The following is a 16,263-nucleotide window of genomic DNA, read 5'->3' as shown; positions in this document are numbered from 1 at the left end:
GAGCGAGGTCAGCGTACCTCCACACCCGGGGCGCCCCCGGGATCAGACGGCCCGGCGCACCCTGCGGTCCGCCCGGAGGACCCGGAACAGGGCCAGCGCCACCCCTGCGACCAGAATCCCCCCGAACACCGAGGTCCACTGCATGCCCGCGGAGAAGGCGGCCACGGCGGCGTCGGCGACCGCGGATCCCAGCGGGGACTCGGCGGCCACGTCCAGGGCTCCGCCCAGCGTCTCGTGCGCGGCCTGCGCGCTGTCTGCACCCACGGCGGCGGGCAGGTCCAGGTGCGCCTGGTAGAACGCGGTGGTCAGGCCGCCCAGCACGGCGGTGCCGAGGACGGCCCCCACCTCGTACCCGGTCTCGGACACGGCCGACGCCGCACCCGCCTTGGACTCGGGGACGGATGAGACCACGAGGTCCGTGGACAGCGTCGTCGCCAGACCGGTGCCGGCGCTCATGACAGTGAACGCCACGAGGATCGGCGCGGAGGACTGCATCTGGTCCGTGAAGGCGACCACGAAGAAGCCCGCGGCCACGAGCAGCAGGCCCAGCACCACCGCTGAGCGCACCCCCACCACGCGCGCGATCCGCTCGGCGCCCAGGCCGGTGAGGATGGACAGCAGCAGGCCCGGGATCATGAGCAGCCCGGAGGTCATGGGGTCCATGCCGTTGACCAGCTGCAGGTACTGGGTGAAGAAGAACAGGAAGCCGAACAGCGCCACGTTGGAAACCATGTTCACGGACAGGCCCCCGGAGAAGCGGGCGCTGCGGAAGAAGCGCAGGTCCAGCATCGGGTAGTTCTTGACCACCTGGCGGCGCGCGAAGAGCAGCCCGCACAGTGCACCCACCGCGATGAACAGGACGCCGTGCAGAGGCGAGCCGCCGATGGCGAGGGACTTGATGCCGTAGACCACGGGGGCCATGGTGGCGACGGCCAGCACGATGGACGCCGGATCCACCGGTCCCGGGTTCGGGTCCCTGGACTCGGGCAGCAGCAGGGGCGCGGCAATCAGGAACGCCACCAGCGCCGGGACGGCCAGCAGGAACACGGAGCCCCACCAGAAGTGGTTGAGCAGGAACCCGCCCGCAATGGGCCCGAGCCCGGCACCCGCGCTGAACCCGGCGGTCCAGATGGCGATGGCCAGGCTGCGCTGGCGGTCGTCACGGAAGACCGTGCGCAGCAGGGACAGCGTGGTGGGCAGCAGCATGGACCCGAAGATCGCGGTGCCCACGCGTGCGGCCAGCAGGAACTCGGCGCTCGGGGCGAAGGTGGCGAGCAGCGAGACGGCTCCGAAGCCGGAGGAGCCGATGATGAGCATCTTCCGCCGCCCGATCCGGTCCCCCAGGCTGCCCATGGGGATCAGCAGCGCCGCAAGGATCAGGGGGTAGACGTCCACGATCCACAGCAGCTGGGCCCCGGTGGGTCGCAGCCCCTGGGAGATCGCGGGCAGCGCGAAGCTCAGGGCCGTGTTGTTCACGGACACCAGCAGCACGGGGAGCATCAGAACAGCCAGTGCGCCCCACTCGCGGGCACCTGCCTTGCGCTGTTCCTCGACCATCACGGACACCTCGGGACCTCCTGGGATTCGGGTTGCGGCACGGGACGGCGGGAGCCGTACACCCTTGTACCGACCCCGCGGACGGGGCACCTCACCAGTCTTTACCGTCCAGACGGTACAGTTAACCTCGCACGGCCCGCAAGCATTCCCATCACACCGTGAGGTCCGCCACCGCCATGCCCCGCAAACCCGAAGCCCGCCAGAAGCTGCTCGCCGCGTTCGAGCACCTCGTTCTCACCGAGGGCGAGCGCGCCGCGACCCTCGACGCCGTGGCCGCCCAGGCCGGCGTCTCCAAGGGCGGGCTGCTCTACCACTTCCCACACCGCCAGGCGCTCGTGGACGCCGCGCTGGCCCGCTGCGAGGAGCTGGCCGCGGAGGACCTCTCCCGGCTCACTGCCTCCCCCAGGGGTGCCGCCCGCGAGTTCCTCGCCACGTCGGTCTACGAGGACAGCCCGCTGGACCGCAGCCTGGGCGTCGCGTTCCGCCTGGTCCAGGCCCGCGAGCCCGGCGCCCGGGAGACGTGCGCGCGCGTGGAGCGGCACTGGTACCACGCGGTGCTGGAGGACGTGGGGGATCCCGTGGTCGCCACCGCCGTCCAGGCCATGGGCGACGGCCTCTACCAGCAGGCGTCCATGGGCCTGCTGCCGGAGAGCAGCGCGGAGAAGCGGCAGATCCTGGAGCGCCTCCTGGAGTCGCTGGAGCGCCTTGCCCCCTAGGGCACGTCCCGCCCGACGCACCGGTAGTCGCGCTGAGGACGACGCCGCCGCACCACCACTCCCCCGCACACGAGGAAGGGGCCTTGACGCCCGCACGCGACCACGCCCCTGGTTCACCGGTCCCCCGGCCACGTGACGGGCCGGAGGACCGGGCAGGGTGATGCCTTAGATACTCCCGGTGCGCACCTCCGTGAGGAAGGGTGGGGTGGGGAGCGTCTAAGCCATCTTGAACACGTGCGGATCAGCCCGGTCGGTCGATCGGTCGCATCGGTTGACCACCTCATGGGTGGTTGAAGAAGGCCCACGGCATTACTCGTGGACAGTGGCGGCATGTGCGCACAGCTCCGGTACTCGCCTCGTGGCAGGGCTGCTGTCCACGAGCGGCACTGTAGGGCTTGGCACTCCTTCGCTGCCCAGGTCTTGCGATCCCTGGTGACGGCCCCCGGCTGTGCGCTCGGCAAAAAGAACCGGTTCTAACCCGGGGAGCACCGCGTGTGAGGCGGCTGGTGATGTTGATGCGGGACCGCGTCTCAGGCCCCACCCAGGTCTTCCATCGCTGGGCGCCCCATTGGCACCCGTTGGCGCAGGCGCTAGAATGGACTCACGGTTTCGAACACCTTCAGGATAGGCCCCGTTGGCGCGGGGCCTTCCGCATATCCAGGGCGTGTCGCCCCATCCACCTCCCTGTCCGTCTTGCCCCCCCCCCCCCCCCCAGAGCTAAAGAACGTTGATGGAAATCCCAACCTCCTCAGAAAATACCAAAAGTAAAAATTCAGAAAACACTTTGAAGGAATATGCGGAGCATATAGCGAAGGCTGCCCCCCGACTTCTATGGCATTACACTTCCGCCGAGGGCCTGCTCGGAATTTTGGAACAAGGCGCCTTGCGGGCAACGGGCGTTGACTACTTAAATGATAAAACCGAGGGAACTTACCTAACTGAAATGATGTTGGGAAAAATAAAAAATAAAGTTCCCAAAAATGAGTTTCAAATTTTTAAATATATATTTTCCCCCCATTGCCGTCGAGTTAGAGAGATGGGCGTAGTTTGTTTTTGCGGTAGTGATGATCTACTGAGCATTTGGCGTGCATACACGTCCGGCAAGGGGTTTGCAATTGGGTTTGATAGTAAAAAATTAGCTAGATACTGGGTGGAAGAAAAACATGAGGGTCTACTTTCTCCTGTAAAATATTCAGAATCAAAAGCCTTAGAGCTAGCTGAACACCACGCTACTGTGGTAGTAGACGCTTGGAGATCCCTCCTACCCCAAGGAATGAAAGAGTTTTCTTCATTTAATAAAAATTTGAAAGAACCTCTTGATGAAGACGTGGAGAAACTGGCACAGATATTGCCTGAGTTTTTTAAAAAAACAGGGTATTTGATGATGTCTGGGGCTTTTCAAAAAAACAAGCATTTTCATGAAGAAAGGGAATGGAGGCTTGTGACGAGCCTCCTGGGAGGAAGAGAATTAGATCGCCCTAGAATTGAGACATCGGTAAATAAAAACGGGCTCTCTTTATTTAGGCCAATCCCATTCCAAGACACCCCGCAGGATACTCCGATCAGGGAAATAATGATGGGTCCAGGGCTTGACGAGTATTCTCAGAAAAAAGCAATATTTTTCACCCTTCAGAATTTGGGTTACCCTACCATAAAAATAAGCAATTCGGGTGTGCCTATTAGGTTGTAAAATTTCATGGCATGTTTATTATTCGCCTATAAAGAGTGGCCCGGGACATCCCCAGGTCACGGGCGACCTGAGCCGCAGGTTGACCCGCTTGGATCAGCCGTTGCGCGCTGCGGATCTGGGAGTCCGTGAACTGTTGGCGGCGCCCTCCAAGATCTCCACCTGCAGCACGACGCTTGGCGATTGAGTCAGTGACTCGCTCCCGTTTGATCTCTAGCTCCATCTCGGCCAGGGCGGCCATCACGGTGAACACCATCGACCCCATCGGCGTGGAGGTGTCCACGTCTCCCCCACCGAGATTGAGCACCCGCAACCCCACACAGCGCCCCCGAAGACTCTGAGCAAGCTCGAGCATGGTCTGAGTGGAACGCCCCAACCGATCCAAGGTCGTCACCACCAGAGTGTCGCCCTCCTGGAGAGCACCCACAGCCTGCTCAAAACCCGGACGGGACGTTCGGGCACCCGAGACCCCGTGATCCACGTAGAGATCATCCCGACGCACCCCCGCGCCCAGCAGGTCTGTTACCTGCCGGTCTGTGCCCTGGCTCCTCGTAGACACCCGCGCATACCCAATCAGCTTCCCCATGTCCCGTCTCCGCCTCCCGCTTGTCTCGCAACCGACCACCAGCACCCCGCTCGGGGCAACCGGTTGGGAGACAACGTTACGAGACAGCCCCCGTCCCGGATCCCCGGCACCGGCCCGGGACGCCATGAGACGTCTCGCAACCCATCCGTTATGAGCCTGGGTGCCCCATCTAGACGCGGATTCGCCCAGGACGTCTCTTTCCCCACGAGGCCCCTGGGGGTCGATTTAGCCTGTGAGAGACTTGTGGTTCACTTAGACAAGCCTCAGGACTGGGGCTGGACCGAGTCTCCCCGGGCCCCGGTGTGAGAACTCAAGAAGGAGTGAAGAACATGGCAGGCAACCGTTCCGTCGTCTTGCGCGGCGTGAAGAACATGCAGGTTGAGGATCTGGACTTCCCGAAGCTCCAGATGCCCAACGGCAAGAAGGCACCCCACGGTGTTGTCCTGAAGATCGTGGCTTCCAACATCTGCGGTAGTGACCTCCACATCTACCGCGGGTCCTTCCCCGCCCCGGAAGGCATGGTCATGGGGCATGAGATGACCGGGGAAGTCGTGGAAATCGGCTCTGACGTCGAGTTCCTGAAGGAAGGCGACCTGGTCTCGGTTCCCTTCAACGTGGCTTGCGGCCGCTGCCGCAACTGCCGCAACGGTCGTACCGAGGTCTGCCAGACCTGCAACCCGGACGCCGATTCCGCTGCCTACGGCTTCAACCTGGGCGGCTGGGACGGAGGACAGGCCGAGTATCTCTTTGTTCCCTATGCGGACTTCCAGCTGCTGAAGTTCCCGGACCGTGACCAGGCCATGGAGAAGATCCGCGATCTGGCGCTTCTCTCTGACATCCTCCCGACTGCCTTCCACGGCCTCATGGAGGCTGGCGCCAAGCCCGGGTCCACTGTCTACATCGCGGGGGCCGGCCCCGTGGGCCGTTGCGGCGCCGCAGCTGCGCGCCTGCTGGGGGCGTCCTGCATCATCGTCGGCGACCATGACAAGGATCGCTTGGCCCTGATGAAGCGCAACGGTTGCGAAACTATTGACCTCAACGAGGATGTCCCGCTGCAGGACCAGATTGAAAAGATCCTTGGCGAGCCGATGGTCGACTGCGCCGTGGACTACGTCGGCACCGAAGCTCACGGCATCGGCAAGGACGCGGACAAAGAGGATCCGGCCTATGCGATCAACCAGGTGATCGACGTTACCCGCGCGGGAGGCGCCACCGGCATCATCGGCATCTACGGGCCTGACCCCCTGGCGGAGTCCAAGGACGAGCAGAACGGCATCTACCCGATTGAATTCGGCAACGCCTGGATCAAGTCCCCGAAGATCACCGCTGGCCAGGCGCCGATCATGCATTACAACTACGAGTTGATGCAGGCGATCCTGTGGGACCGCATGCCGTACCTGTCGGACATGCTGCAGACCAAGGTCATCAGCCTTGACGATGCTCCTCAGGCCTACGCGGACTTCGACAACGGCTCGCAGGAGAAGTACATCATCGACCCGCATGGCATGATCGCCTCCTGATCTTGCTCACCCGGTAGTGAGGCCCTGGCAATTTGCCAGGGCCTCACTACCGCCAGGACGCGCCCCAAGCTGAGGGCGCCTTTTCGTTCTCTTCTATGGCCGGTCAGGAAAAACAGCTGGCCGTGAACCCGGTGCCAGGGGTTCCACGCCGGGGTACCAGGCTCTCCCATGAAGGGGTGCCATGATGGGCCCCATGGCTACCCACAGTGATACCCCCAGCAACGTGACCCCTAGCCAGAAAGGGGTATCAGGGGGTTCCAGTGCGGTGTTCACCATGAAGGAAGCCGCCGATGTGGCAGGTGTCAGTGTGAGCACCCTCCGCCGACGACGCACCGAGCTGGAAGGAGCAGGGGCCACCATCACCTCCACCGGGTGGCAGGTGCCCATGACCGCACTCATCGCCGTGGGCCTTATCCACGGCGAAGGTTTCCATACCGCCTCACAGGCCGGACCATCGACGCCGTCTCCTCAGCCCTCGGAGGGATCGGAAAACACGGGGCGTCTGCTCGAGCGCGTCCGTGAGCTGGAAACTGAGGTCCAGGAATGGCGCCGTCGCGCCGAAGTTGCTGAAGCACGAGCCGAAGAACGCCGCCGAGCTCTCGATGCCCTCCAGATCGCCAACGAAACCGAACGCATAGCGCTGCGGATGCTCACCGGGCAGAGCTCCCACACACCACAGGCTCCTACGGCTCCCGAGCCTGCTCGTGCCAGGCCGGCCGAGGAGCCGGAAGCATCCCCGGGACCCACCACACCCGTGACCTCTCAAGAGCCGCGCCGCGGGTTCTTTTCCCGCATCTTCTCGGCCTAAGAGCTTCCGCCGATAGGTGTGGTGGAGCGGTGGCATGAGACAGGCACGAGGCCTGGTAAACACGGATTTGTTGAGAATCAGTGTGTTGACGAGGAGCACTCGTGCCTGCCGTTCCATCGTGCATCATCGAACCCATCTGGGACCAGTTCCAGATGCTGATCCCTGCTGTGGCGGACGAGCATCCATTGGGTTGCCACCGGCCACGGATCCCGGACCGGGTGGTGTTCGACAAGCTGGTCCAGGTCCTCGTCCCCGGGGCCGCCTACGAGAGGATCTCCGACACGACGTGTTCGGCTACCACGATCCGCCGCCGGCGTGATGAGTGGATCGAGGCCGGAGCCTTAAAGGAGCTGGAACAGTTTTGTCTGGAGGGCTACGAGAAGATGGTCGGGCTCCAGCTGGAGAACTTGGCCGTGGACGGGTGCATCACCAAGGCCCCGTGCGGTGGCGAGGCCGCCGGGCGGTCACCGGTGGACCGCGGCAAGCAGGGCACGAAACGGTCGCTGCTGGTCGAGGGCGCCGGGATCCCGCTGGGTACCGTGGTGGCCCCGGCCAACCGCCACGACTCCCCGTTGCTGCGCCCGACGTTGGAGACGCTGTCCCGGTTCGGTTTCGACCTGCCGGAGCGGATCACCGTGCACCTGGACGCCGACTACGACTCGAAGGGCACCCGGGGGTTGCTCGCCGAGCTCGGCTGTGAAGCCAGGATCGCGGCCAAGGGCGTGCCCGCCCCGATCCAGAACACGTCCAGGTGGGTGGTGGAACGGACGAACTCCTGGCACAACCGCGGGTTCCAGAAGCTGGCCGTCTGCACCGAGAAACGTATCCGGGTAATCGAGGCGTTCATCCCCCTGGCCAACGCCATCATCATCACTCGCAGGCTCCTCCGCGAGGCCTGGACCACCCACCGCTAGGCCACCCGCCCGACCCGACGACCATGACCTAATGGCGGAACCTCTTACTCATCCTCCACGGCCAGGCGCAGGTGGTCATCGCCCTACACGGATACCACAAGGCTTTGCCGCATGTTGGCAATGACCAGGCGCCGGTAACCAGTCGCGAGAAGATCGTCGCTTCCCACGGCGGACAGCGCACTTTTAGACACCTCCTGCGTTCGTCAAACGAAGCGGTCCGGGATCATTCCCGGTTTCAGCCCGGACCGCCGCGATCCGTCGACGACGTCGAGTGCTTCACCCTGGCCTGGATCGACAGGTACAACAGCGCCCGCCCGCACACCCGCCTCGGCAACGCCCCACCCGCCGAGTACGAGGCAGCGCACTGCGCTGAGCCCACCAAGTCATCGCGACCGGCAATGACACCTGCATAGACGTGGCATCAACGCGTAGATGTTTCAGTTTCTTCTGTGCTGGGGCTGTGTCAGGTGCTGGACCGGGTGTAGGCAGCGGCGCGCACCACATCTTCGTCCTCCAGTCCAGCTCCTAGTGCTCCGCCCACGGTGGCCAGGCTGGCGGTGAGCCAGCTGATCTTCGCGTAGTCCAAAGCGTTCACTGGGTGACCGGCGACACCGGCCAGTACCTGCTCGTCGATGAGCAGCAGCGCGCCGACCCAGGACAGGATGAATAAGACGAGGTAGAACACCACAACCCCGATGGCCACGGTCGCGGTGGTGGCCAAATTGAACAGGATCACCTGCTCACGTTGGGCTCGCCGCCGTGGGCGCTCCCACAAGTCGGCTCCCAGGATCAGGGTGGCACTCACCGCCCCGATCGCCATCACCGCCAGCAGGACCAGGCGCACCGGCCCGTAGGCCATGGCCAGTACCCATAGGTCCGAGGCCACCAATGTCAGCATGCCGGTGGCCGCTGCCACGACCAGCGCCCGGGAGAGCCGGGTCACGAAGGCCCAAGGCTGGTTGGCGCGGATCATGCCCAGCAGCAACCGCACGTTGCTGCTCAGCACTCGGGCCGTGAACTGCACGACGTTGTCATCCGGGCGTTCGTCGAGATCGGTGGACAGCTGGTGGGCTCTTCGAGCAAGATCCCGCTGGGCGTTGAGGTCTTCGGCGTCGTAGCCCAGGAGCTGCCCGACCACGTGCACGGTGGTCTCTTGCACCTTCTGCCGCACGTGCACGGCTCCCAGGGCTGGGACGGAGACCAGTCCCACCCCGTGCACGGGGCTGAGCTGGGTGAGCACCGGACGTCGGCCGGTCTTCAGGGGGATCTCGGTGAGCACCACGGCCAAATCCCAGTTCTCCTCCAGCACGCGGTTTCGGGCCGCCTCCAGCAGGTCCAAGGTCTCGGTGGGTGGATCGACCAGCCGGTCTTCGGCCATCTTCAGTTGCCAGCGCACTCCCGGATACCGCTGCACCAAAATCTCGCGCACCGAGGTGGTGACCTCGGGGCCGAGCACCGCACTCAGGGATGGTGAGACCACCAGGCCGATGAGCAGCTCGGCATCGGAAAGGGGTTCGGCAGGATCGGCGGTGGATCGGCAACGCTCAGCAGTCATCGCTCCATTGTGAGGCAACCACGGGCCGGACTGCCACTGGCTCGATGGAGCCCCCAAGGTTTCGTGCAGCACCGCGGGCCGGATTCGGTGGTCGCCTCGATCCCGGAAAGAGCGGTGCTGCTCACTGCGAAATCCTCTCCCCGCCGACGCCGCCAGCGCGAAGACATCACAGCCAGCGGGCCCGGGACCTGCCGGTGTCGAGGACGGCTTCTCGATGATGCTGCAGTGACGGATCGGTTGAAGTGCTTCGGCAGTGTGGGAGCAGTGATCAGCGTGGGGCCGGTCGATTCCGTTCGGACAGGTGATGCATCGACTGCCCAGCGGCAGGTGCGGTACTGATGCGGGGGTACCCGGTGCAGGGGTGTCAAGGCCCAGCTCCGAAGACGGCAAGCCGGGCACGTGAAAGGCGAATTATGGCCCGCCGCAACCCGAGCGGGAAGGCATGTGTGGCACGAGGCGCCGAAGACGGGCCGGGCGTTTACTGCAGAGATAAATATGCTTATCCTGGTAAGGTCTGCGACATTTTGTAAGGCCCTGAGAGTCCACTCCCGACTCAGGTGCCCGGCAACCCCGGGTGCAGGCCACCGTCCGGGTCGGATCGTCACCACGAACAGGAAACGATGAAAATGTCCCATCCCTCCCCTCTTCCACCTACTGCTTCGGCTCATTACCAGGTCCTGCGCACAGTGCCCTCCTATGACCAGGCTCAGCGCCTTGTCGATCGACTCTCCGACGCCGGGTTCCCGGTTGAGCACGTGCGCTTGGTCGGCACCGATCTGCGCCTGGTTGAGCAGGTCACCGGGCGGATGACCTACGGCAAGGCCGCCCTGTACGGGGCCGCCTCCGGGGCCTGGCTGGGATTGCTCATTGGCTTGCTGTTGGGTCTTTTCACGGTCGTGGGGTGGCTGTCGGTAATCCTGTGGGCGGTGCTCCTGGGCGCGGTGTGGGGGCTGATCTTCGGGTTGCTGGGTCACGCGGCCACCGGCGGGCGCCGGGACTTCAGTAGCGTCCAGGGCCTGGAGGCGTCCTCCTACGAGATCCTCGTGGAGGCCGAGTACGTCGAGGCGGCCACGGCCAAGCTCGACGCCAGCCGTCCCACGACTTGACCGCCAAAGGCCCGGGCCCGGACCGGGTGCTGGCCCACGCCCGAGTAAGTGCTGAGGGCCGTGGCCCTCTGCGCTCCCCCGACACTCACCGCTGGGGCGGATTCAGGAGCGGATCTCGCCGGGAAGCAGGGTCGTCGGCGTGCCTGTGGTAAGAGCCGCCCAGCACGAGCCGGGCCACGAGCTTGTCGAACACCACCCGGTCCGGTATCCGCCGCCGGTGACACCCCAACGGATGGGTGTCGACCCGCGCAGGAATCAGGGCCTCGAACTGGACCCACAACGGCTCGATGAACGATGCTGGCACCGCAGGCACGGGACTCCTCGCGACGACGTAGATCTAGGCAATCCACATCGAAGCGGACATCCCGTGCCTGCGTCACATCCCCGACAAGCCGCGCCCTACCCACGCGACCTCTAAGACCAGCTACAGACCCCGTCCACGGTCCTCTCGGCCGGGGCCGGGGCGACGAAGGTGCTGCGCCTGCTCCAACGGATGAGGCGGGGCTACCCGCTGTTGCTGCTGAGGCTTCGGGGACTGTTTCCGGGGTGCCGGGTTGTCCAGCTTCACGAACTTGCGGATCTGCTTCCATTCCGCGCGGCGGGCCGCCACCACCTCCGCCTGTTGCTCCTGTTGCTGACGCACCGCGGCCACCGAGCGCTTACCGCGGCCCGCCGCGCGGCGCCGCGGCGCGGTCTGCAACCCGTGCTCCAACTCCAGGCGGGTGCACGCACTCTGAACCGCACGCCGGTCATTGCGACCGTGCCACACCGTCCCCTCGTCACTGACCCGGCACACCACCACATGCACGTGATCATCGGCGTGGCGGACCATCACCCACGGGTGTTCCGCGAAGCCCATTGACTCCGCGAAGCTCTGGCCTGCTTGCGCCCACTCTGCATCCGTCAACCGCCGATCCTCGACAGTGTTGCGCAGGGAGGCCTGCCAGATCGGTTTCGTGATCTCCGGGCGGGTGCGCATCGCCGCGCGCATCTCCTTCACCCACGCCTTCTCATCCGCATCCCCGGTCACGAACACGTTCCCGCCCACGACCACACCACCGGCATACCGGCCCCCGTTGCGTTCGTAGAAGTGCTCATTGGCATGCCCCGGCCCATGCAGGTAGGCGCCGATGTTGCCCGGGTTCGACCCCCGGGTGATCTTCGCGATCACGGCAACGCCCTCCGTAACGCGCCCAGTTCCTGAGCCAGGGCCTCCACGGCCTCGTGCAGCTGCGGGGTCGGGACGACCTGCCCCTGGTTCACCGCGCGCATCAACTGGTTCAGATTCGACCCCACCCGCGCCAGATCCGCCCGGATCCTCGCCAACTCCTGCACCTCACCCGCCCCCGGGGTGCTCGCCTCGAGCTGTTCCTGGACTCGTTCCCGAGCCCACACCGAGACCCGTTGCCCGCCGGCGGCCTCTGTCCATGCCCGGTGCTCGGCCTCGGTCAACGACATCGATACCCGCCGGGTGCGCGGCTCCACCGCCACCGGCCGCCCACCAGCACCCCGCACCCGAGGCGCCGGTTCCGCAGCAGTCGGTTCCGGGTCCGGTGAGGCGAGGGGCTGCTCCTCGAGCAGCTCCTCCCACCGGTTCCCGGACCCCGACGGAACCGTGCCCGGCTGCTTCGAACGACGTGAGAACAAGCCCAACAGGACCACCCTTCCGAGACCCCGCCAAGGGGTCGAGACCAGCCCTCCCCAGGAGCAAGGGGATTGACCGGAACGGGAACACCTGGCAGCGAGGAACGAGCGGTGCGCCAGGTTTTCCGTTACGGACAATCATATCCAACATCTCCGTTTCAGCGCCCCGACGAAGGAGGAGAACAGCGCGCTGAAACGGGGGGCGTGGTGGGGTTCTGGGCCTGACCGACGCAGGAGGACAGAGCCAGGGCCAGGACACCACCACGCATCGTCTGCAGCGCAGCGGAAGACGATCACGCCCTTGGGTCTCGACAGAGCAGGGGCAGCCCCGAGCCCCTAGGGCAATAACCGCGGACCCCGGGGTGAGCGGTTATGCGTTACGATAACCGCATACCCCGGTAAACAAGGGTATTACCTATGATGGAGGATGTTCGATGCTTCACTTCACTCTTGGTCCCCGGCGCGAGCTGGATCCCGCCGTCGATGAGATGGAGCGCACATGGAACGGGTACGACCCGCAGGCCAGCCCACAGGCCCTGTACGACGTCAATCGCTCGTGCTGGGTGCTGGGCCGGCGCGCCGATCGGGAGAGCTACGCGCTCTTTTCTCATGACGGGAAAGTGGTTTTCGCCGTGGAGATCGATGAGATCGTTCCGACTCCTACACGACGGGCATTGACGGGGCACCCGTTGGCTCCGGGACATCCCGTCTACGACCAGTACGTAGGGAGAGATGCACCCATCAAGGGCCAGCGCAACCCGGTCGGGTACATCACTTCACCCCTCGATGAGCGCCTGTGCGAGTGCGGATGCGGCAAGGCCGTCGGTCGAGGTGACTTCCTGCCAGGCCACGATCAGAAAGCCATCCACGAGCGAATCTCCAAGGTAGGAACGGTCAAGCAGTTCATCGACTGGTTCGATGAGACCTACCCGAAGCCGGCACTCGCCTAGAGAGTGACTCACAAGGCGGGCAATGGAGCTCGCTTCGCTCACCCTCATTCTTTTCCTGCCCTCAGCTCTTCCTCATTTTGTTCTGTGGTGTTGTTTTTGACGGGGCCTACCGTCCAGCCTGGGAGTGAGGGAGCTGAAGAACAGAGTGACCGCCCCCTTGCCACTCGGCCAGCCCGCAGATTTCTCAGTCCGCCCGGGCCATGCCCTCCACCGGGCTGAGCCTGGTGGCCCTGAGCACCGGCAGGGCGGAGGCGAGCACCGCCACCACCACGGCCCCGGCGAGGATCAGGAGGAAGCCTCCCCAGGGCACCACCGGTCGCACGGTCATGCCCTCTGTGAAGAGGGACATCACGCCCAGCACACCGAACAGCCACCCGGCCACGAGTCCGACCACTGCGGCCACCAGCGAGATCACGAGCGCCTCGAGCCGGATCAGGGCCCCGAGCTGGCGCTTGGACAGCCCCAGCGCCCGCAGCAGCGAGTTCTCCCGGGCCCGCTCCAGCACGGAGAGGGATGTGGTGGAGGCTATGCCCAGCACCGAGACCACCACGGCCACGGCAAGCAGAGCGAGCACCACGGTGAGCATGGTGTCCAGGACCGCCACGTAGCCGGCCTTTTCCATGAGGGCGCCGCTGAGCTGGGTGCTGCTCACATGCAGGACGTCCGCCACAGAGCGTCGCAGGTCCGTGGCCTGCTGCACGTTGAGGTACTGCGCAGCGTCGACGCTCGCGCTGGCGCCGTCCGGCAGGTTCCCGCCGGTCTGCACACCCAGCACGTTGGGCAGGGCCCCGAGATCGTGGACCTGCTGCTGGCTGAGCTCACCCACCTGCGCCGGTACGGAGATGTCCACGGGCCGTTCCTGATCAAGCTGCTCAAGCAGGTTCACGCGGGCCACGTGCTCACCGGTCAGAACGGTGGAGACAAGCAGCACGCCGATTAGCAGGGCCGTGGCCGTGGTGCTCGTGCGGGTGGGGTAGCGCGCAGCGTTGGCGGCGGCCAGGCGGGAGGGGATCCCGCCGGGAAGTGCCTTCCCGGCCCCGCGCACCAGTGAGGGGATGTAGGCGCGGGAAGTCAGCACCACGCCGAGGAACGCCGCGAGACCACCGGCGATGCCCCACCCGGCACTGTGCTGGGTGGCACCGAAGACGAGCGCCGCGGCACCGGCGATCAGGACGACCGCCCCGAAGACCGTGCGCACCACGGGCAGCCCGTCCGCCGCCCGGGAACCGCGCAGCCCGTCCAGGGCGGAGGCGCCACGGGCACGCCGGGCCGGGCCCAGCGACGCGACGACGGTCAGCAGGACGCCCGTCACGAGACCCACGACGACATCCCGCGGGGTGAGCGTGAGCTCCAGCGACCCCGTGGAGACCACGGTGCGGGCAAGCACGACCAGGGCGGTGACCGCACCGACACCCAGCGCGGAGGAGACCACGCCCAGCACGAGGCCTTCCAGCAGCACCGCGCGGCGCAGCTGGGACCCGGTGGCCCCCACACACCGCAGCAGGGCGAGCTCGCGGGCACGCTGGGCGGTGAGCACGGAGAGGGTGTTCGTGACCACGAGCAGCGCCACCAGCACGGACAGCCCGGCGAACAGCGCCAGGAAGATGGCCAGCACGTCGGTGCCCTGGGACATGTCGTCCAGGAGGTCCTGCGCCATCTGGTCCGGAGTCTGCACCGTCAGCGCGGGCTGACCGCCCTGACCGGTGCCCAGGATCCGGTTGATCTCGGTGGCCAACTGGGCCAGCTGGTCCTCGTCCGGGGTGTCGTCCGTGCGCAGCAGGATCCCACCGCCCATGTCCATGCCCTCACCGGGAACGGTCTTGAGCCCGGCCGCCGTGACGTACCAGTCCGGCACGCCTCCGGAGGCGGTCTGGTCCGTGATGCCGCTGACCTTGTAGTCCGCGGTGGTGCCGTCCTCCGAACCGTACTGCTCCAGCTGGACGGTGTCCCCCACGCCCACGTTCATGGCCTTGGCGGTGCCCTCGGACACCGAGATCTGGTTCGCGGCGTCCGGGAAGGAGCCGTCCTTGAGGCCCGCCGGCACCAGGGAGGTGTCAGCAGGGAGGTCGTTGACCTGGGTGGCGCCGGTGTCCGTCCCGGAGGACTTCGCATGCACCATCTTGGTGGTGGGCGACCACGCGCTCTTCACGTCCGGCAGCGCCTCGATCGTCTGCAGCTGCTGCGCGTCCGCGCTGGCGGGCGCCTGCTCGCTGTCCGGGGTGCTCACCACGGCGTCGGCGTTCTTGTAGGGTGCCGCGAGACTCGAGGCGAGGCTCGCGGAGAGGGTGCTCGCGAGGCCCAGTGCGGCGGTCATGAAGGCCGCGCACACCGCCACGCAGATCACCACGAGGACGTAGCGGCTCCACTGCTGCGTGAGCCGTGATCGAACCACGCGCAGCATCAGTTGGCCTCCTGGGCGTCGTCGGAGAAGATCTCACCGTCGCGCACACGCAGGACGCGGTCCGCGGCCTCGGCCACGGTGGCGTCGTGGGTGACGACGACGACGGTCTGGCCCAGGTCGTCCACGCACCGGCGCAGCAGGGCCAGCACCTCCAGGGACGTGGCCGAGTCCAGCGCGCCGGTGGGCTCGTCCGCAATCACGACGTCCGGCTGGGAGAGCAGGGCACGGGCGATCGCCACACGCTGCTGCTGACCGCCGGACATCTCGTCCGGACGGTGGTCCAGGCGCTCGGTGATGCCCAGGGTGGTGGCCAGCGCGTCGAGGCGCTGGGTGTCCACCTTCTTGCCGGCCAGTGCCAGGGGCAGCTCGATGTTCTGCCGGGCGGTGAGCGTGGGGACCAGGTTGAACGCCTGGAACACGAAGCCCACGTGGTCGCGGCGGAAGCGGGTCAGCTGGTCGTCGGAGAGCCCGGCGATGTCCTGGCCGCCCACCACGATCCGCGTCTCCGGGTGGCGGTCCGGGGAGTCCAGGCCGGCCAGGCAGTGCACGAGCGTGGACTTGCCGGAGCCGGAGGGACCCATCACGGCCACGAACGTGCCCGCGGGGATCTCCAGGCTCACGTCCCGCAGGGCCGCCACCTCGGTGCCCCCGGTCCCGTAGGTGCGGGAGACGTGCGCGGCGCTCACGGCGATGCGCCGCGGGGCGCTCGCGGCGGGCTGGGTGGTCTGGGCGGGCTGGCTGGTCTCGGACCAGGGCGGGTTGTCGTAGCGGGCGAGTGAGGGCTCAGGAGAAGTCATGACGTCATTGTGGTGCGCCGGA

15 protein-coding genes and 1 pseudogene are annotated in these 16,263 nt (G+C 65.9%); 8 read left to right on the top strand and 8 right to left on the bottom strand.

Translation table 11 applies throughout. The features are described 5' to 3' along the window. Positions 1-42: 42 nt before the first annotated feature. Positions 43-1,557, bottom strand: a complete 1,515-nt coding sequence (locus FS770_RS10605; protein ID WP_244944878.1) for an MFS transporter — start codon at positions 1,555-1,557, stop codon at positions 43-45. A 158-nt stretch (positions 1,558-1,715) separates the two neighbouring features. Here FS770_RS10605 and FS770_RS10600 point away from each other — a divergent pair, with 158 nt between their 5' ends. Both FS770_RS10600 and FS770_RS10595 read left to right on the top strand, forming a co-directional pair. Next, complete coding sequence (locus FS770_RS10600; protein ID WP_232300268.1) at positions 1,716-2,273, top strand: TetR/AcrR family transcriptional regulator; 558 nt, start codon at positions 1,716-1,718, stop codon at positions 2,271-2,273. 730 nt (positions 2,274-3,003) lie between these two features. Next, positions 3,004-3,963, top strand: coding sequence for a DUF2971 domain-containing protein (locus FS770_RS10595; protein ID WP_145011696.1), 960 nt, complete (start codon positions 3,004-3,006; stop codon positions 3,961-3,963). A gap of 4 nt (positions 3,964-3,967) precedes the next feature. Here the strand turns inward: FS770_RS10595 and FS770_RS10590 are convergent, their stop codons facing one another. Continuing rightward, entirely contained in the window at positions 3,968-4,546 is a 579-nt protein-coding gene (locus FS770_RS10590; RefSeq protein ID WP_145011693.1) for a recombinase family protein, read from the bottom strand. A gap of 329 nt (positions 4,547-4,875) precedes the next feature. On the opposite strand from FS770_RS10590, the gene FS770_RS10585 reads away from it, so the two are divergent. From FS770_RS10585 to FS770_RS14330, 4 genes are all read left to right on the top strand, one after another. Continuing rightward, positions 4,876-6,066 carry an alcohol dehydrogenase catalytic domain-containing protein gene (locus FS770_RS10585; RefSeq protein WP_144942958.1) on the top strand — a complete coding sequence of 397 codons (1,191 nt, stop codon included), beginning with the start codon at positions 4,876-4,878 and terminating at the stop codon, positions 6,064-6,066. A 265-nt stretch (positions 6,067-6,331) separates the two neighbouring features. Next, a complete protein-coding gene (locus FS770_RS10580) occupies positions 6,332-6,874 on the top strand; it encodes a hypothetical protein (protein WP_145011691.1) in 543 nt (180 codons plus the stop codon). Between the two features lie 101 nt (positions 6,875-6,975). Beyond that, positions 6,976-7,788: an IS5 family transposase gene (locus FS770_RS10575; RefSeq protein WP_145011688.1), complete on the top strand. Its 813-nt coding sequence runs from the start codon at positions 6,976-6,978 to the stop codon at positions 7,786-7,788. Positions 7,789-7,859: 71 nt separating this feature from the next. Next, positions 7,860-8,201, top strand: a complete 342-nt coding sequence (locus tag FS770_RS14330; RefSeq protein WP_161971385.1) for an integrase core domain-containing protein — start codon at positions 7,860-7,862, stop codon at positions 8,199-8,201. Between the two features lie 50 nt (positions 8,202-8,251). Here the strand turns inward: FS770_RS14330 and FS770_RS10565 are convergent, their stop codons facing one another. Continuing rightward, on the bottom strand, positions 8,252-9,343 hold the full coding sequence (locus tag FS770_RS10565) for a hypothetical protein (RefSeq protein ID WP_094393350.1): 1,092 nt from the start codon (positions 9,341-9,343) through the stop codon (positions 8,252-8,254). 626 nt (positions 9,344-9,969) lie between these two features. Between FS770_RS10565 and FS770_RS10560 the strand changes: the two genes are divergently transcribed. Further along, positions 9,970-10,449 carry a YflT domain-containing protein gene (locus FS770_RS10560; protein ID WP_094393349.1) on the top strand — a complete coding sequence of 160 codons (480 nt, stop codon included), beginning with the start codon at positions 9,970-9,972 and terminating at the stop codon, positions 10,447-10,449. Between the two features lie 121 nt (positions 10,450-10,570). On the opposite strand, the pseudogene FS770_RS10555 reads toward FS770_RS10560, so the two are convergent. From FS770_RS10555 to mobC, 3 genes and pseudogenes are all read right to left on the bottom strand, one after another. Continuing rightward, a pseudogene (locus FS770_RS10555) lies at positions 10,571-10,762 on the bottom strand (IS5/IS1182 family transposase); the annotation flags it as partial. Between the two features lie 111 nt (positions 10,763-10,873). Further along, positions 10,874-11,620 (bottom strand): relaxase/mobilization nuclease domain-containing protein, encoded by a 747-nt coding sequence (locus FS770_RS10550; protein WP_145011682.1) that lies wholly within the window; start codon positions 11,618-11,620, stop codon positions 10,874-10,876. Next, positions 11,617-11,940 carry a plasmid mobilization relaxosome protein MobC gene (mobC, locus tag FS770_RS10545; protein WP_145011679.1) on the bottom strand — a complete coding sequence of 108 codons (324 nt, stop codon included), beginning with the start codon at positions 11,938-11,940 and terminating at the stop codon, positions 11,617-11,619. Before mobC ends, FS770_RS10550 begins: the two co-directional genes overlap by 4 nt. A gap of 587 nt (positions 11,941-12,527) precedes the next feature. On the opposite strand from mobC, the gene FS770_RS10540 reads away from it, so the two are divergent. Beyond that, on the top strand, positions 12,528-13,043 hold the full coding sequence (locus FS770_RS10540; protein ID WP_055085972.1) for a hypothetical protein: 516 nt from the start codon (positions 12,528-12,530) through the stop codon (positions 13,041-13,043). A 184-nt stretch (positions 13,044-13,227) separates the two neighbouring features. On the opposite strand, the gene FS770_RS10535 is transcribed toward FS770_RS10540, so the two are convergent. After that, the gene (locus FS770_RS10535; protein WP_145011676.1) at positions 13,228-15,444 is read right to left on the bottom strand and encodes an FtsX-like permease family protein; all 2,217 of its coding nucleotides are present in this window, start codon (positions 15,442-15,444) and stop codon (positions 13,228-13,230) included. Continuing rightward, a complete protein-coding gene (locus FS770_RS10530) occupies positions 15,444-16,241 on the bottom strand; it encodes an ABC transporter ATP-binding protein (RefSeq protein ID WP_238694030.1) in 798 nt (265 codons plus the stop codon). Before FS770_RS10530 ends, FS770_RS10535 begins: the two co-directional genes overlap by 1 nt. Positions 16,242-16,263: the final 22 nt, after the last annotated feature.

This window comes from Kocuria salsicia (genome assembly GCF_007681555.1).
GTDB lineage: Bacteria > Actinomycetota > Actinomycetes > Actinomycetales > Micrococcaceae > Kocuria > Kocuria salsicia.
The sequence above is the reverse complement of the archived record's forward strand: the minus strand, read 5'-3'. Positions and strand labels throughout refer to the sequence as shown.

Coding starts and splice junctions, on each gene's coding strand:
- FS770_RS10605 (WP_244944878.1), bottom strand. CDS start 1,557: ATGGTCGAGGAACAGCGCAAGGCAGGTGCCCGCGAGTGGGGCGCACTG.
- FS770_RS10595 (WP_145011696.1), top strand. CDS start 3,004: ATGGAAATCCCAACCTCCTCAGAAAATACCAAAAGTAAAAATTCAGAA.
- FS770_RS10590 (WP_145011693.1), bottom strand. CDS start 4,546: ATGGGGAAGCTGATTGGGTATGCGCGGGTGTCTACGAGGAGCCAGGGC.
- FS770_RS10585 (WP_144942958.1), top strand. CDS start 4,876: ATGGCAGGCAACCGTTCCGTCGTCTTGCGCGGCGTGAAGAACATGCAG.
- FS770_RS10565 (WP_094393350.1), bottom strand. CDS start 9,343: ATGACTGCTGAGCGTTGCCGATCCACCGCCGATCCTGCCGAACCCCTT.
- FS770_RS10560 (WP_094393349.1), top strand. CDS start 9,970: ATGTCCCATCCCTCCCCTCTTCCACCTACTGCTTCGGCTCATTACCAG.
- FS770_RS10540 (WP_055085972.1), top strand. CDS start 12,528: ATGCTTCACTTCACTCTTGGTCCCCGGCGCGAGCTGGATCCCGCCGTC.
- FS770_RS10535 (WP_145011676.1), bottom strand. CDS start 15,444: ATGCTGCGCGTGGTTCGATCACGGCTCACGCAGCAGTGGAGCCGCTAC.
- FS770_RS10530 (WP_238694030.1), bottom strand. CDS start 16,241: ATGACTTCTCCTGAGCCCTCACTCGCCCGCTACGACAACCCGCCCTGG.